This is a genomic window from Pseudomonas typographi (assembly GCF_014694385.1).
GTDB classification, from domain to species: domain Bacteria; phylum Pseudomonadota; class Gammaproteobacteria; order Pseudomonadales; family Pseudomonadaceae; genus Aquipseudomonas; species Aquipseudomonas typographi.
In genome coordinates this window covers 87,604-109,834 of the sequence record NZ_JAAOCA010000001.1, presented here as the reverse complement: position 1 = coordinate 109,834, position 22,231 = coordinate 87,604, and the positions used below count along the sequence as shown (strand labels likewise).

The window sequence follows — 22,231 nt, the reverse complement described above, 5'->3', positions numbered from 1 at the left end:
TATGCGATACCCGTGTTGCGCCTGTGGCTATTGCCTGCCCGGCGCGTGAAACTTGAGCATAACCAAGGAATTGCCGATGAGCGCGAGCACCCAGGCCACCCTGCGCCATGACTGGACCCTGCAAGAGGTCAAGGCCCTCTTCAGCCAACCGTTCAACGACCTGCTGTTCCAGGCGCAGAGTGTGCACCGCGCGCATTTCGATCCAAATCAGGTGCAGGTGTCGACGCTGCTGTCGATCAAGACCGGCGCCTGCCCGGAAGATTGCAAATATTGTCCGCAGTCTGGCCACTACAACACCGGGCTGGAAAAAGAAAAGCTGATGGAAGTGCAAAAGGTGCTTGAAGAGGCCGCCCGCGCCAAGGCGATCGGCTCCACGCGCTTTTGCATGGGGGCGGCCTGGAAGCACCCGGCGGCCAAAGACATGCCCTACGTGTTGCAGATGGTCAAGGGCGTGAAGGCGCTGGGCCTGGAAACCTGCATGACCCTCGGCCGCCTGGACCGCGAGCAAACCGAGGCGCTGGCCGAGGCGGGGTTGGATTACTACAACCACAACCTCGATACCTCGCCCGAGTTCTACGGCAACATCATTACCACCCGCACTTATGGCGAGCGCCTGCAAACCCTGGCCTACGTACGCGAGGCGGGCATGAAGGTCTGCTCCGGCGGGATCCTGGGCATGGGCGAGTCGCTCGACGACCGCGCCGGGCTGTTGATCCAACTGGCCAACCTGCCTGAACACCCCGAGTCGGTGCCCATCAACATGCTGGTGAAAGTGGCCGGCACCCCGTTGGAAAACGAAGCGGACGTAGACCCGTTCGATTTTATCCGCATGCTGGCGGTGGCGCGCATTCTGATGCCGAAGTCCCATGTGCGCCTTTCGGCCGGGCGTGAGCAGATGAACGAGCAAATGCAGGCGCTGGCGTTCTTGGCCGGGGCCAATTCGATTTTCTACGGCGAAAAGCTGCTGACCACCGCCAACCCACAAGCCGAAAGCGACATGCGCCTGTTCGCGCGCCTGGGCATCCGCCCCGAGGCCCGCGAGGAGCACGCCGACGAAGTGCACCAGGCGGCGATCGAGCAAGCGCTGGCCGAGCAAAAGAGCAGCGAGCTGTTCTACGACGCCGCTTCGGCATAACTGGCCATGGGTTTTGACCTTGAGGCACGCCTGGCCGAGCGCCGGGCCGCCAGCCTGTACCGGCAGCGGCCCCTGCTGCAAAGCCCACAGGGGCCGCAGGTGGTGGTCGATGGCACGCCGCTGCTGGCATTCTGCAGCAACGATTACCTTGGCCTGGCCAACCACCCTGAAGTGGTGGCGGCTTGGCAGCGTGGGGCTGAACGCTGGGGCGTGGGCGGCGGCGCCTCGCACCTGGTGGTGGGCCACAGCGGCCCCCACCATGAGCTTGAATTGGCACTGGCCGAGTTCACTGGGCGACCACGGGCATTGTTGTTCAGCACCGGGTACATGGCCAACCTCGGCGCGATCACGGCGCTGGTGGGGCAGGGCGACAGCGTGTTGCAAGACCGCCTCAACCACGCTTCATTGCTCGATGCCGGGTTGCTCAGCGGCGCGCGCTTCAGCCGCTACCTGCACAATGACCCGCTCAGCCTCGCCAGCCGCTTGGCCAAGTGCGAGGGCGATACGCTGGTGGTGACCGATGGCGTATTCAGCATGGACGGCGACACCGCCGCGCTGCCCGCCCTTGCCCATGCCTGCCGGGCCAAGGGGGCCTGGCTGATGGTCGACGACGCCCACGGCTTTGGCACCTTGGGCCAGAACGGTGGCGGGGCCGTGGAGCATTTCGGTTTAGGGCCAGAGGCGGTTCCGGTGCTGGTCGGCACGCTCGGCAAGGCTTTCGGCACGGCCGGGGCGTTCGTGGCCGGCAGCGAAGCGCTGATTGAAACCCTGGTGCAGTTTGCCCGGCCGTACATCTACACCACCAGCCAGCCGCCGGCGCTGGCCTGCGCCACCCTCAAGAGCCTGGAGCTGTTGCGCGCGGAGCATTGGCGCCGTGAGCACCTGGGCCTGTTGATCCGCCAGTTCCGCCAGGGCGCGCGGCAGATCGGCCTTGAGCTGATGGACAGCGCAACGCCGATCCAGCCGATCGTACTGGGGGATGCCGCGCGGGCGCTGGCGCTGTCGCGATACTTGCGCGAGCACGGCCTGATGGTCAGCGCCATCCGCCCGCCCACGGTGCCCGCCGGCAGCGCCCGGTTGCGGGTAACCCTAACGGCCGCCCACACCCCGCAACAGGTGCAGCGCTTGCTGGAAGTGCTCGCCGAAGGTTATGCACGATTGGGCCCCAGCCATGGGTGAACCGCTTTACCTGCTGCCCGGCTGGGGCCTGAGCGTGCAACTGCTGGGGCCATTGGCCGAGGCGTTGCACCCGGCATTCGAGGTGACACCGCTGGCCTTGCCCGCGCTGCCTACCTTCGAGGGTTGCCTGCAGGCGCTGCATGCCCGGATACCCGAGGGCGCCTGGCTGGCGGGGTGGTCGCTGGGCGGCATGCTCGCCGTGGCCCTGGCCGCCCAGCGCGGCAGCGCCTGCCCAGGTGTGGTGAGCCTTGCCAGCAACGCCTGCTTCACCGCCCGTGAGCAATGGCCGGCGGCAATGCCGGCCGCTACGTTCGATGCGTTCTTGGCCGGCTGCAGGCAAAGCCCGGCGGCGACCCTCAAACGCTTCAGCCTGCTGTGCAGCCAAGGCAGCGAACAGGCACGCGAACTGGCCAGGCAGTTGGTGGCGGCGCCCGCCGAGGTCACTGCCGATGGGCTGGCATTGCTTGCCGGGCTCGACAACCGCCAAGCGCTGGCCGCGTTCCCAGGGCCGCAACTGCACCTGCTGGGCGCTGCCGATGCATTGGTGCCGGCAGCCGCCTACCCGGCATTGGCCGCACTGGCGCCTCGGGCCCAGGTGGTGTTGCTCGACCGGGCATGCCACGCCTTCCCGGTGCAAGCCCCGCAAGGGGTAGCCCAACACATTCTCGATTGGATGCACAGCCATGGCTGACCTGAGCCAACCGCCCTTGCCCCAGCCACACCCAGCCAAGCAGCAGGTGGCGGCGTCGTTTTCCCGCGCGGCGGCCAGCTACGACAGTGTCGCGCAGCTACAGCGCGACGTGGGGCAGGCGCTGCTGGCGCGGTTGCCCGCGCCGCTGCAACCACGGCAATGGGTAGACCTGGGCAGTGGCACCGGCTATTTCAGCCGGGCCCTGTACCAGCGTTATCCCCACGCCACCGGGGTGGCGGTGGATATCGCCGAGGGCATGCTGCGCCATGCGCGGCCGCTGGGCGGCGCCTGCTATCACGTCGTTGGCGATGCCGAGCGGCTGCCCCTTCGCAGTGCCAGCGCCGAGTTGATTTTCACCAGCCTGGCCGTGCAATGGTGCAGCGACTTCGCCGCCGTGCTGGATGAAGCCGCCCGCGTGTTGCGGCCCGGTGGGGTGCTGGCATTCACCAGCCTGTGCCAAGGTACGCTATATGAATTGCAAGGTAGCTGGCAGCAAGTCGATGGCGCCGTGCACGTGAACCGCTTTCGGGCGGCGCAGGATTACCAGCGCCTATGCGCCGCCAGTTCGCTGAGCACGCTCGAACTGCAGGTGTGCCCCCATGTGCTGCATTACCCCGGCGTGCGCCAACTGACCCATGAGCTGAAGGCGCTTGGGGCGCATAACCTCAACCCGGGCAGGCCCAGCGGCCTTACCGGGCGGGCGCGGGTGGCCGCGCTGTTGCAGGCTTACGAGCAGTACCGTGGCCCCAACGGCCTGCCGGCCACCTACCAGGTGGTGTATGGGGTGCTGGGTAAATGACTGCTGCCTATTTCGTGGCCGGCACCGACACCGACGTGGGCAAGACCACCGTGGCGGCCGGCTTGCTGCATGCGGCGCGGCTAAGCGGTGCTAGCACGCTCGGGGCCAAGCCGGTTGCATCCGGTTGCCTCACCACGGCCGAGGGCCTGCGCAACCCGGACGCCCTGGCGTTAATGGCCGAAAGCAGCGTGCAAGTGCCTTACACGCTGGCCAACCCTTTCGCCTTCGAACCGGCCATCGCCCCGCACCTGGCTGCCCGCGAAGCGCAGGCCGATTTAAGCGTGGCCGCATTGCTCGCCCCGATGCGCCAGGTGCTGGCGCAGCAAGCCGATTTCACCTTGATCGAAGGTGCTGGTGGCTGGCGCGTGCCACTGGCCGGCCGGGCCAACCTGTCGGACCTCGCCGTTGCTTTGGGCTTGCCGGTAATACTGGTGGTTGGCGTGCGCTTGGGCTGCATCAACCACGCCGTGCTCAGCGCCGAAGCCATCGAGCGCGATGGCCTACCGCTGGCCGGCTGGGTGGCCAATATCATCGACCCGCATACGTCGCGGCTGAAAGAAAACCTCGCCACCTTGGCCGAACGCCTGCCCGCCCCGTGCCTGGGGCGCGTGCCGCGGTTTGAGCGGGCCACTGCCGAACAGGTTGCAGCCTGCCTTCAGTGGGCGCTGCTGGCGCCCTAAGCGGCACCAGCGTGTAACCTTTCATCGGTTCGCTATAAAAAAGCTCACCGCTCGTCTGCGATAAAACCACCCCTGCCGCGCCAATCCGCAGCGGAGGCGGTGCGCGGGCCGGTGGGTGGAATTTTGCCCTAGCCCATGGCCGGGTAAGCCCCTTGACAATATTCCGCATGGAAACGTATGTTTCAAACACCTGTTTGACCCGCCCTGTGGCGGGGCCCTCCCGAATTCGAAAGCAGAGGTTCCGTGATGCCTGAGTACAAAGCCCCCCTGCGTGATATCCGGTTTGTCCGTGACGAGCTGCTCGGCTATGGCGACCATTACCAAAGCCTGCCTCGCTGCCAGGATGCTACCCCGGACATGGTCGATGCCATCCTGGAAGAAGGCGCCAAGTTCTGTGAGCAGGTGCTGGCGCCGTTGAACCGCGTGGGCGACACCGAAGGCTGCACCTGGAGCGAAGCCGGGGTAAAAACCCCCAGTGGCTTCAAAGAGGCTTATCGGCAATTTGTCGAAGGCGGCTGGCCGAGCCTGGCCCACGACCCCGAGCATGGCGGCCAAGGCTTGCCGGAGTCCCTGGGGCTTGCCGTCAGTGAACTGGTGGGCAGCGCCAACTGGGCCTGGGGCATGTACCCGGGGCTGTCGCATGGCGCCATGAATACCCTTTCGGCGCACGGCACCGACGAGCAAAAGCATACCTACCTGACCAAGCTGGTCAGCGGCCAATGGACCGGCACCATGTGCCTGACCGAGGCGCACTGCGGCACCGACCTGGGCATGCTGCGTACCAAAGCCGAACCCCAGGCCGATGGCAGCTACAAAATCAGCGGCACCAAGATCTTCATCTCTGCCGGTGAGCACGATATGGCCGAGAACATCGTGCACATCGTGCTGGCCCGCCTGCCCGACGCCCCCACCGGTACCAAGGGCATCTCGCTGTTCATCGTGCCCAAGTTCGTGCCCTCGGCCGAAGGCAGCATCGGTGAGCGCAACGCTGTGAGCTGTGGCTCGATCGAGCACAAAATGGGCATTCACGGCAACGCCACCTGCGTGATGAACTTCGACGGCGCGACCGGTTACTTGATCGGCCCGGCCAACAAGGGCCTGAACTGTATGTTCACCTTCATGAACACTGCCCGCCTGGGCACCGCGCTACAAGGCCTGGCGCACGCCGAGGTGGCCCTGCAAGGCGGTTTGAAGTATGCCCGCGACCGCTTGCAAATGCGCTCGCTGACCGGCCCCAAGGCGCCCGACAAAGCGGCCGACCCGATCATCGTGCACCCGGATGTACGGCGCATGCTGCTGACCATGAAAGCCTTCGCCGAAGGTAATCGGGCGATGGTGTACTTCACCGCCAAACTGGTGGATATCGTCAAATACAGCGACGACGAAGAAGCCATCAAACGCGCCGATGCCCTGCTGGCGTTCATGACTCCGATCGCCAAGGCGTTCATGACCGAAGTCGGCTTCGAGGCCGCCAACCACGGCCTGCAAATCTACGGTGGCCACGGTTACATCGCCGAGTGGGGCATGGAGCAAAACGTGCGCGACAGCCGTATCTCCATGCTGTACGAAGGTACCACCGGTATCCAGGCCCTCGACTTGCTCGGGCGCAAGGTGCTGATGACCCAAGGCGAAGCGCTCAAGGGCTTCACCAAGGTGGTGCACAAGTTCTGCCAGGCGCAGGAAGGCAACGAGGCCGTCGCCGAATTCGTAACGCCGCTGAACCAACTGAACAAGGAATGGGGCGAAATCACCCTTAAAATCGGCATGGCAGCGATGAAGAACCGTGAAGAAGTCGGTGCTGCCTCGGTGGACTACGTGATGTATTCCGGGTATGCCTGCCTGGCCTACTTCTGGGCCGACATGGCCCGGGTGGCTGTGCAAAAACTCGCCGAAGGGGCGGACGATGCCGCTTTCTACCAAGCCAAGCTCGATACCGCGCGCTTCTATTACCAGCGCATCCTGCCGCGCACCCGCGCCTTGGTGGTGACTATGCTGTCCGGTGCGGACAACGTGATGGCCATGGGTGAAGAGGCCTTTGGGCTGGGTTGGTAGGCCGTTTCGACCGGGTTAAAACCGCGCGCAGGCGCGGTTTTTTTTAGCTGCGCGGCATGCCTGGGCATACAACCTGCCCAGTGGCGCAATATCCCCGGCCGCTTGAAAACCTGCCGCCCGCTTCATTGCAGGGTTTATCTTTTACCGCACACGGTCGATACAAATGCAGGCACAATGCTATTGAACCTGTACGCTGCACCGGAGCCGTTTCTTGCCGCGACTTCCCGCCTACCGCATCAGCCACTTTTTGCCCTCGCTGGTGCTGCTAATCGGCGGGCTGGCGGCGGCCTATGTGCGCGACCTCAATGTGTTCTTCACGTCGCTATTCAACGTGCTGCCCACGCTGGTGCTATTGCTGGGCGGGGCATACTGCGCGGTGTACAAGCGCCAGCGTGAACTGTTCTTGATGGTCACGGTGTATATCGGGTATTTCCTGCTCGATACCCAGACCGACTTTTACCGCGACAACGGCCGGGTGCGCGACGACGCAGCGGTGGTTTTCCACCTGTGTTGCCTGCTGTTGCCCGCCCTGTATGCCCTTTACGGGTTCTGGGAAGAGCGCACGCACCTGGCCCAAGACCTGTTGGCGCGCTTGGCCGTGCTGGTTGCGGTGGGCGCGGTAGCCGTGGGGCTTGAGCAGAGCTTCCCCCAAGGCTTGCTGCAATGGCTGGCCACCATTCACTGGCCGGCGCTGCATTGGCGCTGGATGAACCTGATCCAGCTGTGTTACCCGGTATTCCTCCTGGCGTTCGCGGTGCTGGTGGGTTTGTACGTGCATAAGCCACGGCCGTTGCATGCGGCGCAGATCACCGGCTTGGTGGGGCTGTTCTGGATGTTGCCCAAAACGTTCATCTTGCCATTCACCCTGAACATCATGTGTAGCCAGGTGATGCTGATGCTGGCCGCTTCCGTGGCCCACGAAACCTACCAGATGGCGTTTCGCGACGAGCTTACCGGCTTGCCCGGGCGCCGCGCGTTGAACGAACGCTTGCAGCGGCTGGGGCGCAATTATGTACTGGCCATGGTCGACGTGGACCACTTCAAGAAATTCAACGACACCCACGGCCATGATGTGGGTGACCAAGTGCTGCGGCTGGTGGCTAGCAAGCTGGGCCAGGTGAGTGGCGGCGGCCGGGCCTACCGTTACGGTGGTGAAGAGTTCGCCGTGGTGTTCGCCGGTAAAGGCCTGGAGCAATGCTTGCCGCACCTGGAATTGATCCGCGGTGTGATCGAAAGCTATGTGATTCACCTGCGCCAGCCCGACCGCCCACGCGACGACCTGCAAGGCCGCCAGAAGCGCGGCGCGAATGCCACCGGCGCGGTATCGGTAACGGTCAGCATCGGCGTCGCCGAGCGCCTGGCTGAGCACCGCACCGCTGAAGAAGTGCTCAAGGCTGCGGACCAAGCGCTCTATGCCGCCAAAGGCGCCGGGCGCAACTGTGTGATCAGCGCCGGCCAGCAACGCCGCGGCGCCGTGCGCAGTAACAGCACGGCATGACTGGTCAGTACCGTATGGTCACACCATGACGCTACGTCTCTGAAATGTTGTTGGAGTACACTGGCCGCACCTGCTTATTCTGCTGCGATGAGGTGCCCATGGCCGACTACAAAGCGCCGCTGCGCGATATGCATTTCTTGCTCAACGAAGTGTTCAACGTGCCCGCATTATGGGCGCGGATGCCCGCCTTGGCCGAGGTGGCGGATGCCGATACCGTCGCGGCCGTACTGGGGGAAGCTGGCAAACTCAGCGCCGGCGGTATCGCGCCGCTTAGCCGTGCGGCCGATGAAGAAGGTTGCCATTGGCGCGATGGTGCGGTGCGAACGCCGGCAGGCTTTATCGATGCCTACCGGCATTACGCCGAAGGCGGTTGGGTAGGCGTAGGCGGCGCACCCGAATACGGTGGCATGGGCATGCCCAAGGTGGTGTCGGCCCAGGTCGAGGAAATGGTCAATTCGGCAAGTCTGGCTTTTGGCCTTTACCCCATGCTCACCGCCGGTGCATGTTTGGCGATCCACGCCCACGCCAACGAGGCGCTGAAGGCCACTTACCTGCCGAAGCTGTATGCCGGCACCTGGGCCGGCTCCATGTGCTTGACCGAGCCGCACGCCGGCACCGACCTGGGCATCATCCGCACCCGTGCTACCCCAGCGGGCGCAGGCCGTTATCGGGTGAGCGGTACGAAGATCTTCATCACCGGCGGCGAACACGATCTGACGGAGAACATCATCCACCTGGTGCTGGCCAAGCTTCCCGATGCGCCGGCCGGGGCCAAGGGTATCTCACTGTTTCTGGTGCCGAAGTTCCGGGTTAACCCCGACGGGAGCCTGGGCGCGCGCAACGGCGTGAGCTGCGGGTCGATCGAGCACAAAATGGGTATTCAGGCGTCGGCCACCTGCGTAATGAACTTCGACGATGCCGAGGGCTACTTGGTCGGCGATGAGCACAAAGGCCTGGCGGCGATGTTCACCATGATGAACTACGAGCGCCTCGGGGTGGGCATCCAGGGTTTGGCGTCCGGTGAGCGTTCTTATCAAAACGCCATAGCGTATGCCCGCGAGCGCCTGCAAAGCCGCGCACCCGGCGGCCCGGTAGCCAAAGACAAACCCGCCGACCCGATCATCGTGCACCCAGACGTGCGCCGCATGCTGTTGACGATGAAAGCGTTCAACGAGGGCGGGCGGGCGTTTTCCACCTACGTCGCGATGCAACTGGACACCGCCAAGTTCAGTGACGATGCAGCTAGCCGCCAGCATGCCGAAGAACTGGTGGCACTGCTGACCCCGGTCGCCAAGGCGTTCTTGACCGACCTGGGCCTGGAAACCACCGTGCATGGCCAGCAGGTGTTTGGCGGCCACGGGTACATTCGCGAGTGGGGCCAGGAGCAACTGGTGCGTGACGTGCGCATCACGCAGATCTACGAAGGTACCAATGGTATCCAGGCCTTGGACCTCGTAGGCCGCAAGGTGGTGGGCAGCGGCGGCGCCTATTACCAGCGCTTTGCCGACGAAATATGGCACTTCATCGATAACGCTGGGCCGGCGCTGGCCGAGTTCACCCAACCCCTGGCCAGCGCATTGGATAACCTCGACGCATTGACCGCCTGGGTGCTCGACGCAGCCAAGCGCGACCCACGGGAAATTGGCAGCGCCTCGGTCGAGTACCTGCATGTGTTCGGCTACACCGCCTATGCCTACCTATGGGCGCGGATGGCCCAAGCTGCGCAGCACGGTACGGGCGACAGCGCGTTCTATACCAGCAAGCTTGGCACGGCGCGGTTCTACTTCGCCCGCCTATTGCCGCGTATTCACTCGCTAAGCGCCTCGGTCAAGGCAGGTAGTGAGCCGTTATATATGCTGGACGAGGCCGAGTTCTAAGGGTGTAAGCCATGGCTTACGCAACGTGGTGGCGTTCAGCTATGGCGCCTTGCCCCGTTGCTGCGTACTCTGGCTTCCAAGGACGTTGCGCAGGAAAGCGCCAAGGAAAACAGGGACACGCAAGGAATGCTGCCAGGAAGGTGGCTCGATAAGGAAATCTGGGAAACCGTCTGCAAAGCCCCGCCCTCGTGCGGGGCTTTCTTATTTACGGGCTGATGACCTCCTCCAACAACTGCCGCAACAACTCCACCGTCGCCTGCTGGCGCTGGGCATCGCGGTATACCAGCCCCACCTTCAACGGCACCCGGGGTTCGGTCAATGGCTTCCACAACAGGTCGGCCGCCGCCGACATCACTTGGGCACGCCCTGGCAGCACCGTGGCCAGTTGGGTGTGCGGGAGGGTGTCAAGAATCGCCGCCATGGTATTCAACTCGGCCTGTACTTGTGGCCGGCGGCCTAGGTTGGCCAGTTGCGCCTGCCAGACCTGGCGGATCTGGAATTCCTCGCCTAGCAGCAGCATCGGCAGTTGCGCCGCTTGCGCCATGGACACCTTCTTGAACGCTTGCAGCGGGTGGTTGCGCGGCACCACCAGTTGCAGTTCGTCTTCGTACAGCGCCACGCCGTGCAGGCCGGGCTGGCGCGGTGGCAGGTAACCAATGCCGATGTCCAAGGTGCCGCCGAGCAGCCTGCGCTCGATTTCAAGCCCTGACAGCTCATAGATCTGCACCACCAGGTGCGGCTGCGCCCGGTGCATGCGCTCGATCAATTGCGGCACCAGGCTGGGGTGTACGGTTTGCAATACGCCGATGGCCAGGGTGCGCAAGGCGCGGCCCTTGAACGCCTGCATGGCTTGTTGGGCCTGCTGCAGGCCGTCGAGCAGCGGTTGAGCGTGGTTATACAGGGTGTGCGCGGCCAGGGTAGGCAGCAGGCGCTTGTTACCGCGCTCGAACAGGGCTAGGTCCAAGCCATGTTCGAGTTGGCGGATCTGTTGCGACAGCGCCGGCTGCGAGATCGCCAAGCGCTCGGCGGCACGCCCTACATGGCCCTCTTCATAGACCGCGACGAAGTACCGCAGTTGGCGAAAATCCATAACTTTTACTTATCGGAAAAGGTGCTAAAACGAAATGGCCGTGGAGCCCTGTTGACCCTAGTCTAACCCGTATTCAAGGGCCACCAGAGCCGATGAGGAAACATGAACCACGTGCGTATTGAGGGTGTTTACATAGGCCGGGCGAAAAACCTCGGGCAAGGTTTGCTCACCGATACCGACAAACAGCCACTTGCCAAAAGGCTGTGGCTGTGGCCACAAGGGCTAGGCCAAGACGAGCATGCCGACCCGCGCTTTCACACCGGTCCCGACAGGGCCCTGCACCATTACCCCGCCGAGCACTACCAGCACTGGGCGCGGCGCTACCCACAGATCGCCTGGCGGGCGCCGGCCTTCGGTGAAAACCTCTCCACCCTGGGCGTGACCGAAGAGCAGGTGTGCTTGGGCGATATCTTTCGCTTTGGCGGCGCGCTGTTGCAGGTGAGCCAGCCGCGCTCGCCCTGTTACCGGTTGGTGCACCCTCACGGCTTGCACAACATGCCGCAGCAGGCACAAGACAATGGCCGCTGTGGCTGGTTTTACCGGGTGTTGCGGCCAGGCTTCATCAGCGCCGAGGATACCCTTGAACTGATTCAACGCAGTTACCCCGGCCTGACGGTGGCCTGGGCATTGCGCGCGTTCTACCAAGAGCCGCTCGAACACAGCGGCCTGGCCAAACTGGTGGCCTGCCCGGCGTTGTCGCAGCGCTGGCGCGAGTTGGCGGGCGAGCGCCTGCGCAGCGGCCAAGTCGAAGACTGGAGCGCACGCTTGTTGGGCTTACCGTTAGAGGGCCTGCGCGCATGAACCTGTTCAGCCTGAGCCGTGCCGAACCCTTTGGCCCGGCGCTTGACGTACAGGCCGCGCGTGCCCGCCGCCTGCAGGTGGCCAGCCGCCCGGAGCAGGTGTTCGTGCGTGGGCAAGGCTCATGGCTATGGGACAACACCGGCCGGGCCTACCTGGACTTCTCTCAGGGGGTGGGGGTCAACAGCCTCGGCCACAGCCCCGCGGCGCTGGTCGAGGCTGTGCAAGCGCAGGTGGCGGCATTGGTTAACCCGGGCGCGCGCTTTGAGCACCATGGCCAGTTGGCGTTGTTGCAGCAGCTGTGCGAAGCCACGGATAGCGCCCGGGGTTATATGCTTGGCAGCGGTAGCGAGGCGTGCGAGGCCGCCGTGTTGCTGGCCCGGCAATGGGGGGGGCGCCATCGTCGTGGCGCTTACCGGATACTCAGCGCCCGCGGCGGTTGCCACGGCCATGGCCTGGGCGCGCGCTCCTGCACCGCGCGGCTTCAGTATGGCCCCAACCTTGAAGGCTTCGAACAAGTGCCGTTCAATGACCTTGCCGCCCTACACGCGGCGGTGGATGCCGACACCGTGGCCGTGTTGCTCGAACCGGTGCAAGGTGAAGCCGGCGTGATCCCGGCCAGCGAAGCCTACCTCAAGGGCGCCGAAAAGCTGTGCCGGGCCTTGGGCATTTTGTTGATTCTCGACGAAGTGGGCACTGGCATGGGCCGCTGCGGCACGCTGCTGGCTGAGCAACGCTATGGTGTGCGCGCCGACATCGTCACCCTCGGCAAAGGCCTGGGCGGTGGCGTAGGCGCGGCTGCCGTACTGGTGCGCGAACGTGCCAGCGGTTTGCGCCTGGTCGATTATGCCGGCAGCCACCACGGCAACCCGCTGGCCTGTGCTGCCGCCAGCACGGTGTTACAGGCTTTGCAGCAGCCGGAGTTTTTACCGCAGGTGCAGGCGCTTGGCGGGCACCTGCGCGATGGCCTGGCGCGGCTGGCCCTGCGCTACGGTTTGGGTGCGCCGCGTGGCGCCGGTTTGCTCTGGGGGCTGCCAATGCCCGGTTGGCACGCCGCCCAGGTGCTCGGCGCCGCGCGCGACGAGGGCTTGCTGCTCGATGCCGCGCAGGCCGACGTGCTGCGCTTCACCCCGGCATTGACGGTAAGCCGGGGTAACATCGACGACATGCTCATGCGCCTGGGGCGCGCCCTGGCCCGGCTGCAAAAGGCGCAGCGCGCCCACTGAATACCGTCTGGCGTCTCTGCGCCTCGCCCCGGGCCAGCCTCTTCGGCCCGGGCGTTTTTTTCGCGGCTGAACCGCATCGCCGGCGCCGGGGTCTGAAGTGCAATCACCTTCTGCTGACCAAGGAGCGACCGCCATGGACCTGATCCGCATCATCATCGCCATTATCCTTCCGCCGCTGGGTGTGTTCCTCCAGGTGGGCTTTGGTGGGGCCTTCTGGCTGAACATTCTGCTGACGCTGTGCGGGTATATCCCGGGGATCGTGCACGCGGTGTATATCATTGCTAAACGGTAGTATTTTGAGCCAGCACGCGGCCATTCTTATGCCAGCCTCTGAGCCACCGCGCCAATGCCGGACTTCGACAATGACCCGCCGCTGGCTCACGTCATCCAGCCACTGGCTGCGCGGGTCACGGAGCGGTATCGAGGTTGGCGTCCCACTCGTCTACCAGCAGGGCACGAGGCAGGGTGGCGTCCGCGGCAACCCCAGCGAACATCGCCAGCACCTACTGCCCGGTTGAACCGTTCGCCGTTCAGCTAATGGGCGGGAATACGCCGCCGGTACCACGGCCTTATCGCGCGGCGGCCGGCTAAGGGTTTGGCGCGTTCAGCACCGCCTCATAAAACCGCCACTCCGCTTCCAGCGCCCCGGCCATGTTCGCCGCTTGGTGAAACCCATGGCGTTCTTCGGGGTAGTAATGCGCCTCGACCGGCACGCCTCGCTGCGCCAGTGCATCGACCATGGCGCGGGTTTGCTCGGGCACTACCACTTTGTCTAGCTCGCCCTGGAAAAACACTACCGGCACGTTGATCCGGTCGGCGTGCAGCAGCGGGGTGCGCGCGGCATACACCGGCTGGTCGATGTCGGGGTCGCCGATCAGCCAGTGCAAATAATCGGCTTCAAATTTGTGGGTGTCGCGGGCCAGCGCGGCCGGGTCGCTTACGCCGTACAAGCTGGCCCCGCCGCGGAACACGTCGGTAAAGGCCAGCGCGCACAGGGTGGTATAGCCACCGGCGCTGCTGCCGCGAATAAACGCCGATGCGGGGTCGGCCAGGCCCTTTTCGCCCAGCCAGGCCACCAGCGCACAGGCATCTTCTACGTCGGTTTCACCCCAATGCAGGTGCAGTGCCTGGCGGTAGGCGCGCCCATAGCAGGTGCTGCCGCGGTAGTTCAGTTGGGCCACGCTGAAGCCGCGCTGGGTCCAAAACTGCAGGCGCAGGTCGAGCACCGGATAGAACGCCGACGTAGGCCCCCCGTGGATGAATACCACCAGGGGCGCCGGGCCTTGGCGGCCCTGGGCCGGGTAGAAGAACGCATAGGCGTAGTCGTTGCCGCTGGGGAAGCTCAGCGCCACGGGCAGGCTCACCGCTTCGGCGGGTAAGGGGCTGGCGCCGCCAGCCAGCACTTGGCAGGCATGGCTGTGGCGGTCGATGGCTACTACCGCGGCCGGTTGCTGGGGCGATTGCGCGATGGTGTAAAGGTGGTCGGTGTCGGCGGCGAGGCTGCGAAAATGGCTGAACGCACCGGTGTAGTCTTCGATGCGGCCGTCGGCGTGGCAGATCCCTAAGCGGGCGAAGCCGTCGTCGTACCAGGTGGCGAGGAATTCATCGCCGGGCAACGGCAGCCAACTGCTGGCACTCAACTGCCAGGGGGCGCCGGCGTGGTCGGCCGGCAGGCTCGGCAGGGGTAACCAGCCTTCGCCGCTTTCACCCCACGGCTGCCAGAAGCCGTTGCGATCGGTGAGGCACTTCAGCCGGCTGAGCGCATCGAAGCGCGGCTGCTGCAGGCTTTCGGGCTCCGGGCCGTCGCCGGCCAGGCACACCGGCTTGAACCAGCCGCCATCGGCGCGCCGCTCGGCACACATTAAGCGGGTTTCGCCCCACGGCTGATGGGGCCGGCTCCACTCTACCCAAGCCAGGCGCGTGCCATCGTCGCAGAGGATCGGGCTGGCATAGAAGTCTGCGCCTTCGGCCAGCACCGTGCGGCCGCCGCCGGCTAGTTCGATGGCGACCACCCGGTGGATGTCCATCGGGCTGGCGGCTTCTTCTTCCACGGCCAGCACCAGCCCTGCGGCATAGGCCAACCCGCCATAGCGCTTCTGGCCGTGGGTCAGGGGTTGCGGGGCGCTGCCATCCAGGGCTTGGCGGTAGAGTTGTTGGTCGCTGTCGTTGACGAACACCACACACTGTGGGGCCAGGCAAAAGCTGCCGCCGCCGTACTCGTACACCCGGCTGCGCACGCTGAAACCGCTTGGGGTCAGGCATACCGGCTGGCCCTGCTGCCAACGCCAGAGGCGGCAGGCGCCGTCTTGCGGGCGGTACTCGTTCCAGAACAGGCCTTCCTGGCCTGCTTGTAACTCGGCGAAGTCGATACTGGCTGCTACGGCGTCGCGTGCGCTGATGGCTTCAACCGCGGGCGATGAGGCGTGAGTTTCGTTCATTGCGATAACTCAGGTCGGAAAGAGGGGCAGTGGCGTGTTCGGCTTCTTCACGCGCAGCGAGTATAACCCCATGGTGTGGCGATTTGCTGCACACTGGGTCTGCCTGGGCGGCATCGCCGGTAAGCATGAACGCCTGGCAACGGCAGCCGCCGAAGTCTTTTTCTTTTTCATCGCAGGACCGGCACGGCTCGGGCATCCACTCGTAGCCGCGGAAGCGGTTGAAACCAAACGAGTCATACCAAATGTGCTGCAGGCTGTGTTCGCGCACATTGGGGAAGGCGATCGGCAGTTGCCGCGCCCCGTGGCAGGGTAGTGCGGTGCCGTCGGGGGTCACGGTGAGGAAGATATTGCCCCAGCTGTTCATGCAGGCCTTGGGGCGTTCTTCGTAATAGTCGGGGGTCACGAAAATCAGCTTGACCTTGCGCCCCTCGGCTTCGAAGCGGGCGCGGTACTCGTTGGTGATGCGTTCAGCGCGCTCCAGTTGGGCACGGGTGGGCAGCAGCCCGGCGCGGTTCAAATGCGCCCAACCATAGAACTGGCAGGTGGCGAGTTCGACGAAATCGGCTTCGAGGGCCACGCACAGCTCTATGATGCGGTCGATCTGGTCGATGTTGTGCCGGTGGGTCACGAAGTTCAGCACCATTGGGTAGCCATGGGCCTTTACCGCGCGGGCCATTTCCAGCTTTTGCGCGAATGCCTTGCGCGAGCCGGCCAGCAGGTTGTTCACCTCTTCGTCGCTGGCCTGGAAGCTGATCTGGATATGGTCGAGCCCGGCCTGCTTGAACGCCTCGATCTTGGCTTCGCTCAGGCCGATGCCGGAGGTGATCAGGTTGGTGTAGTAGCCAAGGCTGCGGGCTTCTCCGATCAGTTCGGCGAGGTCTTGGCGCACCAAGGGCTCGCCGCCCGAAAACCCCAATTGCGCCGCGCCCATTTCACGCGCTTGGCGCATCACCTGCTTCCACTGTTCGGTGGTCAGTTCCTGGCCCTGCTGGGCGAAGTCCAGCGGGTTGGAGCAATAAGGGCACTGCAGCGGGCAGCGGTAGGTCAGTTCGGCCAGCAGCCACAAGGGCAGCCCTATTTCAGGCGTGGCCGGCAGCTCAGGCAAATTCGAGCCAGTGCTGTTCACGGGCAACCTCCATGAATTGCTCCACATCGTCGCCCAGCTCCGGTACACCGGGGAATTGTTGTTCGAGCGCGGCGATAATCTCAGCGACGCTGCGCTGGCCGTCGATCAACCCGCCAATGGCACTGGCGCTGTCGTTAAGTTTGATCATACCTTCGGGGTAAAGCAGCACATGGCCCTTTTGCGCCGGCTCATACTGGAAGCGGTAGCCGGGGCGCCAAGCGGGCTTTTGCTCGCGGTCGAAACTCATAGGGTGATTCCCTTATGCCAAACACGCTCGCCGGTCACGCTGTGATACGGCGGGCGGTGCAGTTCATAGGCCATGCTCATGGCATCGAGCATGCTCCAAAGAATGTCGAGCTTGAACTGCAGGATCTCCAGCATCCGCTGCTGCGCGTCGTAGGTGGTGTAGTGCTGCAAGGTGATCGCCAACCCGTGTTCGACGTCGCGCCGGGCTTGGCCCAGGCGGGTGCGGAAGTATTCATAGCCGCTGGGGTCGATCCACGGGTAATGCTGGGGCCAACTGTCGAGCCGTGACTGGTGGATCTGCGGGGCGAACAGTTCGGTCAGTGAGCTGCTGGCCGCCTCCTGCCAACTGGCGCGGCGGGCGAAGTTCACGTAGGCGTCTACGGCGAAGCGTACCCCCGGCAACACCAGTTCCTGCGAGCGCAGTTGGTCGGGGTCCAGCCCCACGGCCTGGCCCAGCCGCAGCCATGCCTCGATGCCGCCATCCTCCCCTGGGGCACCGTCATGGTCGAGCAGGCGCTGTATCCATTCGCGGCGCACTTCACGGTCGGGGCAGTTGGCCAGGATCGCAGCATCCTTGAGCGGGATATTCACCTGGTAATAGTAACGATTGGCGACCCAGCCCTGGATTTGCTCGCGGGTTGCGCGGCCTTCGTACATCGTCACATGGTAGGGGTGGTAGATGTGGTAGAAGGCCCCTTTGGCGCGCAGGGCCTGTTCGAATTCGGCGGGGGTCAGGGCAGTGGTCATGGGGTTCTCGCGGTTTAGAGTTCGATGCTCATGCCGTCGAAGGCGACTTCGACGTTGCGCCGCACCAGTTCGGCGCGCTCGGGGGAGTCTTCGTCGAGGATCGGGTTGGTGTTGTTAATGTGGATCAGCACCTTGCGCGGTGTGGGTAGGCCCTCGAGCACGTCGAGCATGCCGCCGGGGCCGTGCTGCGCCAGGTGGCCCATCTCCCGGCCGGTACGCATGCCCACGCCGCGGCGCTGCATTTCGTCGTCGCTCCAAAGCGTGCCATCGACCAGCAGGCAGTCGGCGCTGGCCATGGTCGCCAGCAAGGCTTCATCGACCTGGCCCAGCCCTGGGGCATAGAACAGCGTGCCGCCGGTGCGCAGGTCTTCGACCACCAGGCCGATGTTATCCCCTGGGTGCGGGTCGAAGCGGTGCGGCGAATAGGGCGGGGCGGCGCTGCGCAGGGGCAGCGGCGTGAAGCGCAGGTTCGGGCAGGCCGGCACGGTAAAGTGGCCGGTAAGCTCGATGCGGTTCCACAGCAGGCCACCGTTCCAGTGCTCCAGCATATTGAACAGCGGAAAACCGCTGGTCAGGTCTTGGTGGACCATCTCGGTGCACCATACCGGGTGTGGGCACCCTTCGCGCAGGCTGAGCAGGCCGGTGGTGTGGTCGATCTGGCTGTCGAGCAACACCACCGCCTGGATCCCGGTGTCGCGCAATGCACGCCCAGGCTGTAGCGGGGCAAAGCTTTGCAACTGCGCGCGAATGTCGGGGGACGCGTTGCACAGTACCCAGTTCACCCCGTCGTCGGACAGCGCAATGGATGACTGGGTACGCGGTGTCGCCCGTAGGGTGCCGCTGCGCAGGCCGTGGCAATTGGCGCAGTTGCAGTTCCACTGCGGAAAGCCGCCGCCGGCGGCTGAACCTAGAATTTGGATGAACATGGCCTCTCCGGCAGGCGCCTTTAAAACGAAAACGCCCCGGCTGACCGAGGCGCTGTACAGCGATGCTGAAAACTCAGCGGCTGGCGAAGTACATGGTCACTTCGAAGCCGATACGCAGGTCAGTGTAGGTAGGCTTGGTCCACATAGGAGCTCTCCTTCGAGGTTGCGGGATGTGTCTACAGATCTTAGTCCACGCCCACGCGCAGGCGTTCGAATGATCGGTGCGCCAATTCTACTCCAATGAAATGGCCCGGATGGTGAAAACACTGCAATGCAGTTTCACCGCAACGGTAACGGTCTGGCGGGCGGCGGTGGCTGTACCGGGCACACCTTACAACAACTAATGGTTGAAGTTAGCCTGGGCAGGTTTTTCGCCTCGGCCGGCCGGTTCATATTGGGTGCACGCGCAGGCGGCCAAGCTGCCCGGCGATCACAACAACAATGGACCACACCGATGGATAACCCAGCGATGAATAAAAAGGGCTTTGCCGACGGGCTTGCCAATTACGGCGACACCGAATTTTCCCTGTTTCTGCGAAAGGCGTTCATCAAAGGGGGCGGGCTATTCCAGCGATATGCTCGACCGGCCGATCATCGACACCTTCAGCAGTTACAACCCCTGCCATGGCAACCTCGCCCAACTGATCGAAGCGGCCAAGCGAGGCATCTTCCTGGCCGGCGGGTTGCCGATGGTATTCCCACCATCTCCATCACCGAGGCGTTCCCGCACCCCACCAGCATGTACCTGCGCAACTTGATGGCCATGGACACCGAGGAAATGCTGCGGGCCCATGCGCCAGGATGCAGCAGCGCGGTGTCGCCGCGCGGGTGACCGACGGCGTGATCCGCGACATCGATGGCGCCAGCGCCACCGCCCTGCCAGTGTGGTGCCAGGGTACGGCATCGCCGCCGGCGGTCGCGGCGCTGACCTTCGTTGGCTGGCAAGCCCCCGTGGCCTATAGTGGAGTAGCAGTTTTTCTAGGCGATATCATCGTGCTGGATAACGACGGCGTGGTCGTCATTCCGCAGGCCATGCTGGCAGAGGTGGTCGAGGTCGCCGAGGAGCAAGAGCGCCTTGAGGCCTGGAACCTCCGGCAGGTTGAAAAGGGCGCGGCATTGCCAGGCCTTTACCCGCCGAACGAGCAGAACTTGGCCCGTTATCGGGCGGCGATGAACCCGCCCGAATGATGGGGTGACCCGCCAAGCCGCGGGGCGCCAGCCGCCCTCTCACCCCAGCGGTACCCAGCGCTCATCCGGTGCTGCCGCCGTGGCCAATGCCAGCCAGCCGGCGTCGGCGCTGCGCAGGCGTTGGGCGGCGTTGATCACATCCGCGGGGCGCAAGGCGGCCAGGGCGCGTTGCAGTTGGCCCAGGTAGTCGCCAGGGTGCCCGCCCAGGTGGGCTTGCCAAAGGGTTTCGCCCAGTTGGGGCGCCTCGAGTTCTTCCAAGCTCCAGCGCGCAGCCATGGCCTGGCTTTGGCTCATGACCGCGCTGGAACCCAAATTGGTCAACCAACGAGGTAATTGCTCGAAGAATTGCTCGATATGGCCCAGGATACCGGCTGGGTCGGTGCCGGGTGATTGCACGCCGAACACCAGCCCGGGGCGGCCGCTGATCTGGCGAAAGCTGGCGAACACGGCGTAACCCAGTTGCAGTTCTACCCGCATGCGCTGGTAGAACGCCGTCTGCGACAGGTGGCCGAGCAACCGCCATGCCGCCTCGTCGCCCATCGAGCCGTTAGGGGCGGGGCAGAACAGCAACAGCGCATGCTCGCCGCTGCCACCGGGCACGGTGCTCCAATGGCGGCCCAGCGGTGGATAGTGTACCGGCGTGGCCTGGCCGGGGCGGCCGGGCAGGCGGCGCAGGGCGTTGTTCAATGCACTGCGGGCAGCCCCGTCGAAGCCAATCGCCAAGGCTTCCCAACCAGCACTGGCCCAGAGTTTTTGCAGGGCGGCGGGTTGCACCTGCTCGCGCCCATCATGTTGGCTGCTGTGGTAAAAGCCCAGGCAGTGTTCGGGCAGGCGCTTGAGCAACTCACGAATGGGGGTTTGCGGCGCCGCCGGGATTGCTTCGTGGTGGCGCCAGGCTTCGGTGGGCGGGGCGCTGAAATGCGCGGCCACTTGCTCCAGCAATGCCGGCATCGGCTCGGCGACCCCCGACAGGCGTAGTTGCCAGTCGTCACCGAGGCGGTTGAAGGCCAAACGCACACCGGCCTGGCGGGCTTCGTCGGCCAGGCGCCGCAGGCTGCGGTCAAGCACCCGGGTGCTACCCGGATGGCGCGAGGCATGGGCGCTCCAACGTACGAACAATTCGCCTTCGTGGGGGCTGTTCGGGGCACTGGGCCGGTATTGCACGGCGGGCGGGTCGGCCACCGGCTGCTCTGGGCGGCGGTTGGGGCGCAAGAAACGGTTGCGTTGCGGCAACCGCCATTGCACCGCCGGTGTGTTGGCGCCGCTGGGTAGCGGAACCGGGTGCAGCAACTGCTCGGCTTTGAGCTGCGCTAACACAGAGGCCAGGGCGCGCGTGACGGGCTCGCTCAATTGGGCAGGGTCACCGGCCGCGTCGATGTACTGGCGGGCGAGCTCCAGCGCGCTGCTGACCAACTGCCGGCGCTTGCGCAGCAGGGTGTATTCCTCGCGCAAGGGGCCCCAGTCGCCCAGCGCCTCGAAGAACTCCAGCCAACTGAGGCAGAGGTGGCCAACGGTGGCAGCGGCCGGGCCGCCCGCGGCGGTCAACTTGAAATCGAAATCGATGACCGCCTGGCCGCCATAGTGGTACAGCAGCCGGACCTGCATGCTCTCGACCAAATCGCGCCGTTGCAGTTCGGCGAACAACCCGCCGGGCTGCGGGTTGCTGCACCAGGTGGTGAGAAAGTCGATAGCCGGGGCGGTGCCCTCGGGCAGGCCCTCGCAGGCGAATACCAGGTTCAGGCGGCGCGGGTCGCTGGGCGCCGGGTGGTCGCCGCTGTCGTCTCGCAGCGGCGGTGGCAGTGGCCGTGGCGCGCGCGTACCGGCGGGCAACAGCTGCCCGCAGCGCTGGGCCACCGCGCGCAGTTTATCGGGCGATTGCGGGCCCACCAGGCACAGTGTCATTTGCGAGGCATGGTAAAAACGCTGGTGAAACGCCAGCAAACCCTCCTGGAACTCGGCGCTGCCCAACGGCAGGCTGTAGCGGTTACCCGCATGGAAGGCGCGCAGTGGGTGGCGTGACGACAGCGGCGCAGTTAACCACAACTGGTGCTGCGCTTCGGCGTCGCGCGACCAGGCAATGAACTCGGCGTGCAACACTTCACGTTCGCGGCGCTGGTCGGCCGCCGATAGCCGTGGCCGGGCGAGCATGTCGCACAGCCGCTCCAACGCGCCAGACAACGCTGTGGGGGGGACCTCGAAAAAAAACTCGGTGCTGCGCTCGCGGGTACTGGCGTTGAGTTGGCCACCCTGGCGTTGCACGTAGGCCATCAACGCTTGTTCGCCGTTGTGGCGCTCGGTGCCGAGGAAAAATAAATGCTCGAGAAAGTGCGCCATGCCCGGCCACGCCGGGTCGACATCGTGGCTGCCGGCATCTACGCACAGGAAGGCGGCGGCCTTTCGCAGCCGGGGCTCGTGCAGGATGCGCACCTTGAGCCCATTTTCGAGCAGCAGCTCGCTGCAGCTGGCATGGCTTAACGACATGGGCAAGGATCCGATCCGTGGGCAAGAGGGACCAATCCTAGCGGATAAGCAGGG

General features: G+C 64.7%; 21 protein-coding genes. 13 read left to right on the top strand and 8 right to left on the bottom strand.

Annotated features, from left to right (window positions below; genetic code table 11):
- Nucleotides 1–76 precede the first annotated feature (76 nt).
- From bioB to HAQ05_RS00505, 8 genes are all read left to right on the top strand, one after another.
- Nucleotides 77–1,135: a biotin synthase BioB gene (gene bioB / locus HAQ05_RS00540; protein WP_190416627.1), complete on the top strand. Its 1,059-nt coding sequence runs from the start codon at nucleotides 77–79 to the stop codon at nucleotides 1,133–1,135.
- Between the two features lie 6 nt (nucleotides 1,136–1,141).
- Entirely contained in the window at nucleotides 1,142–2,314 is a 1,173-nt protein-coding gene (gene bioF / locus HAQ05_RS00535; protein ID WP_190416626.1) for an 8-amino-7-oxononanoate synthase, read from the top strand.
- Complete coding sequence (locus HAQ05_RS00530; protein ID WP_190416625.1) at nucleotides 2,307–3,005, top strand: alpha/beta fold hydrolase; 699 nt, start codon at nucleotides 2,307–2,309, stop codon at nucleotides 3,003–3,005. Before bioF ends, HAQ05_RS00530 begins: the two co-directional genes overlap by 8 nt.
- Nucleotides 2,998–3,804 (top strand): malonyl-ACP O-methyltransferase BioC, encoded by an 807-nt coding sequence (bioC, locus tag HAQ05_RS00525; RefSeq protein ID WP_190416624.1) that lies wholly within the window; start codon nucleotides 2,998–3,000, stop codon nucleotides 3,802–3,804. Before HAQ05_RS00530 ends, bioC begins: the two co-directional genes overlap by 8 nt.
- Nucleotides 3,801–4,484 carry a dethiobiotin synthase gene (gene bioD / locus HAQ05_RS00520; protein ID WP_190416623.1) on the top strand — a complete coding sequence of 228 codons (684 nt, stop codon included), beginning with the start codon at nucleotides 3,801–3,803 and terminating at the stop codon, nucleotides 4,482–4,484. Before bioC ends, bioD begins: the two co-directional genes overlap by 4 nt.
- A gap of 246 nt (nucleotides 4,485–4,730) precedes the next feature.
- On the top strand, nucleotides 4,731–6,536 hold the full coding sequence (locus HAQ05_RS00515; RefSeq protein ID WP_190416622.1) for a phenylacyl-CoA dehydrogenase: 1,806 nt from the start codon (nucleotides 4,731–4,733) through the stop codon (nucleotides 6,534–6,536).
- 211 nt (nucleotides 6,537–6,747) lie between these two features.
- On the top strand, nucleotides 6,748–8,034 hold the full coding sequence (locus tag HAQ05_RS00510) for a GGDEF domain-containing protein (RefSeq protein ID WP_190416621.1): 1,287 nt from the start codon (nucleotides 6,748–6,750) through the stop codon (nucleotides 8,032–8,034).
- A gap of 98 nt (nucleotides 8,035–8,132) precedes the next feature.
- Complete coding sequence (locus HAQ05_RS00505; RefSeq protein WP_190416620.1) at nucleotides 8,133–9,911, top strand: acyl-CoA dehydrogenase C-terminal domain-containing protein; 1,779 nt, start codon at nucleotides 8,133–8,135, stop codon at nucleotides 9,909–9,911.
- 205 nt (nucleotides 9,912–10,116) lie between these two features.
- On the opposite strand, the gene HAQ05_RS00500 is transcribed toward HAQ05_RS00505, so the two are convergent.
- Complete coding sequence (locus HAQ05_RS00500) at nucleotides 10,117–11,001, bottom strand: LysR family transcriptional regulator (protein ID WP_190416619.1); 885 nt, start codon at nucleotides 10,999–11,001, stop codon at nucleotides 10,117–10,119.
- Between the two features lie 102 nt (nucleotides 11,002–11,103).
- Here HAQ05_RS00500 and HAQ05_RS00495 point away from each other — a divergent pair, with 102 nt between their 5' ends.
- The 3 genes from HAQ05_RS00495 to HAQ05_RS00485 all read left to right on the top strand — a co-directional run bounded on the left by HAQ05_RS00495 (nucleotide 11,104) and on the right by HAQ05_RS00485 (nucleotide 13,317).
- Complete coding sequence (locus HAQ05_RS00495; RefSeq protein ID WP_190416618.1) at nucleotides 11,104–11,802, top strand: MOSC domain-containing protein; 699 nt, start codon at nucleotides 11,104–11,106, stop codon at nucleotides 11,800–11,802.
- Nucleotides 11,799–13,025, top strand: a complete 1,227-nt coding sequence (locus HAQ05_RS00490) for an aspartate aminotransferase family protein (protein ID WP_190416617.1) — start codon at nucleotides 11,799–11,801, stop codon at nucleotides 13,023–13,025. Before HAQ05_RS00495 ends, HAQ05_RS00490 begins: the two co-directional genes overlap by 4 nt.
- 133 nt (nucleotides 13,026–13,158) lie before the next feature.
- Nucleotides 13,159–13,317 (top strand): YqaE/Pmp3 family membrane protein, encoded by a 159-nt coding sequence (locus tag HAQ05_RS00485; protein WP_190416616.1) that lies wholly within the window; start codon nucleotides 13,159–13,161, stop codon nucleotides 13,315–13,317.
- A 295-nt stretch (nucleotides 13,318–13,612) separates the two neighbouring features.
- Here HAQ05_RS00485 and HAQ05_RS00480 read toward each other — a convergent pair whose 3' ends face one another.
- The 6 genes from HAQ05_RS00480 to pqqA form a co-directional block, all read right to left on the bottom strand.
- Nucleotides 13,613–15,463 (bottom strand): S9 family peptidase, encoded by a 1,851-nt coding sequence (locus HAQ05_RS00480; protein WP_190416615.1) that lies wholly within the window; start codon nucleotides 15,461–15,463, stop codon nucleotides 13,613–13,615.
- Complete coding sequence (pqqE, locus tag HAQ05_RS00475; RefSeq protein WP_338050067.1) at nucleotides 15,429–16,589, bottom strand: pyrroloquinoline quinone biosynthesis protein PqqE; 1,161 nt, start codon at nucleotides 16,587–16,589, stop codon at nucleotides 15,429–15,431. Before pqqE ends, HAQ05_RS00480 begins: the two co-directional genes overlap by 35 nt.
- On the bottom strand, nucleotides 16,561–16,836 hold the full coding sequence (pqqD, locus tag HAQ05_RS00470; RefSeq protein WP_190416613.1) for a pyrroloquinoline quinone biosynthesis peptide chaperone PqqD: 276 nt from the start codon (nucleotides 16,834–16,836) through the stop codon (nucleotides 16,561–16,563). Before pqqD ends, pqqE begins: the two co-directional genes overlap by 29 nt.
- Nucleotides 16,833–17,582 carry a pyrroloquinoline-quinone synthase PqqC gene (pqqC, locus tag HAQ05_RS00465; RefSeq protein WP_190416612.1) on the bottom strand — a complete coding sequence of 250 codons (750 nt, stop codon included), beginning with the start codon at nucleotides 17,580–17,582 and terminating at the stop codon, nucleotides 16,833–16,835. The genes pqqD and pqqC overlap by 4 nt, the downstream gene beginning before the upstream one ends.
- A 14-nt stretch (nucleotides 17,583–17,596) precedes the next feature.
- Nucleotides 17,597–18,508 (bottom strand): pyrroloquinoline quinone biosynthesis protein PqqB, encoded by a 912-nt coding sequence (pqqB, locus tag HAQ05_RS00460; RefSeq protein ID WP_190416611.1) that lies wholly within the window; start codon nucleotides 18,506–18,508, stop codon nucleotides 17,597–17,599.
- Nucleotides 18,509–18,581: 73 nt separating this feature from the next.
- Nucleotides 18,582–18,653, bottom strand: coding sequence for a pyrroloquinoline quinone precursor peptide PqqA (gene pqqA, locus HAQ05_RS00455; protein ID WP_074750225.1), 72 nt, complete (start codon nucleotides 18,651–18,653; stop codon nucleotides 18,582–18,584).
- Nucleotides 18,654–18,962: 309 nt separating this feature from the next.
- Between pqqA and HAQ05_RS00450 the strand changes: the two genes are divergently transcribed.
- Nucleotides 18,963–19,340, top strand: coding sequence for a hypothetical protein (locus HAQ05_RS00450; protein WP_202988025.1), 378 nt, complete (start codon nucleotides 18,963–18,965; stop codon nucleotides 19,338–19,340).
- Nucleotides 19,310–19,696: an RraA family protein gene (locus HAQ05_RS00445; RefSeq protein WP_190416610.1), complete on the top strand. Its 387-nt coding sequence runs from the start codon at nucleotides 19,310–19,312 to the stop codon at nucleotides 19,694–19,696. Before HAQ05_RS00450 ends, HAQ05_RS00445 begins: the two co-directional genes overlap by 31 nt.
- Nucleotides 19,697–19,735: 39 nt before the next feature.
- On the opposite strand, the gene pqqF is transcribed toward HAQ05_RS00445, so the two are convergent.
- Nucleotides 19,736–22,177: a pyrroloquinoline quinone biosynthesis protein PqqF gene (gene pqqF / locus HAQ05_RS00440; protein ID WP_190416609.1), complete on the bottom strand. Its 2,442-nt coding sequence runs from the start codon at nucleotides 22,175–22,177 to the stop codon at nucleotides 19,736–19,738.
- Between the last annotated feature and the right edge of the window lie 54 nt (nucleotides 22,178–22,231).

Coding starts and splice junctions, on each gene's coding strand:
- bioF (WP_190416626.1), top strand. CDS start 1,142: ATGGGTTTTGACCTTGAGGCACGCCTGGCCGAGCGCCGGGCCGCCAGC.
- HAQ05_RS00490 (WP_190416617.1), top strand. CDS start 11,799: ATGAACCTGTTCAGCCTGAGCCGTGCCGAACCCTTTGGCCCGGCGCTT.
- HAQ05_RS00480 (WP_190416615.1), bottom strand. CDS start 15,463: ATGAACGAAACTCACGCCTCATCGCCCGCGGTTGAAGCCATCAGCGCA.
- HAQ05_RS00530 (WP_190416625.1), top strand. CDS start 2,307: ATGGGTGAACCGCTTTACCTGCTGCCCGGCTGGGGCCTGAGCGTGCAA.
- bioC (WP_190416624.1), top strand. CDS start 2,998: ATGGCTGACCTGAGCCAACCGCCCTTGCCCCAGCCACACCCAGCCAAG.
- bioD (WP_190416623.1), top strand. CDS start 3,801: ATGACTGCTGCCTATTTCGTGGCCGGCACCGACACCGACGTGGGCAAG.
- HAQ05_RS00505 (WP_190416620.1), top strand. CDS start 8,133: ATGGCCGACTACAAAGCGCCGCTGCGCGATATGCATTTCTTGCTCAAC.
- HAQ05_RS00515 (WP_190416622.1), top strand. CDS start 4,731: ATGCCTGAGTACAAAGCCCCCCTGCGTGATATCCGGTTTGTCCGTGAC.
- HAQ05_RS00485 (WP_190416616.1), top strand. CDS start 13,159: ATGGACCTGATCCGCATCATCATCGCCATTATCCTTCCGCCGCTGGGT.
- HAQ05_RS00450 (WP_202988025.1), top strand. CDS start 18,963: ATGGATAACCCAGCGATGAATAAAAAGGGCTTTGCCGACGGGCTTGCC.
- HAQ05_RS00495 (WP_190416618.1), top strand. CDS start 11,104: ATGAACCACGTGCGTATTGAGGGTGTTTACATAGGCCGGGCGAAAAAC.
- pqqF (WP_190416609.1), bottom strand. CDS start 22,177: ATGTCGTTAAGCCATGCCAGCTGCAGCGAGCTGCTGCTCGAAAATGGG.
- HAQ05_RS00500 (WP_190416619.1), bottom strand. CDS start 11,001: ATGGATTTTCGCCAACTGCGGTACTTCGTCGCGGTCTATGAAGAGGGC.
- pqqD (WP_190416613.1), bottom strand. CDS start 16,836: ATGAGTTTCGACCGCGAGCAAAAGCCCGCTTGGCGCCCCGGCTACCGC.
- pqqB (WP_190416611.1), bottom strand. CDS start 18,508: ATGTTCATCCAAATTCTAGGTTCAGCCGCCGGCGGCGGCTTTCCGCAG.
- HAQ05_RS00445 (WP_190416610.1), top strand. CDS start 19,310: ATGCAGCAGCGCGGTGTCGCCGCGCGGGTGACCGACGGCGTGATCCGC.
- bioB (WP_190416627.1), top strand. CDS start 77: ATGAGCGCGAGCACCCAGGCCACCCTGCGCCATGACTGGACCCTGCAA.
- pqqC (WP_190416612.1), bottom strand. CDS start 17,582: ATGACCACTGCCCTGACCCCCGCCGAATTCGAACAGGCCCTGCGCGCC.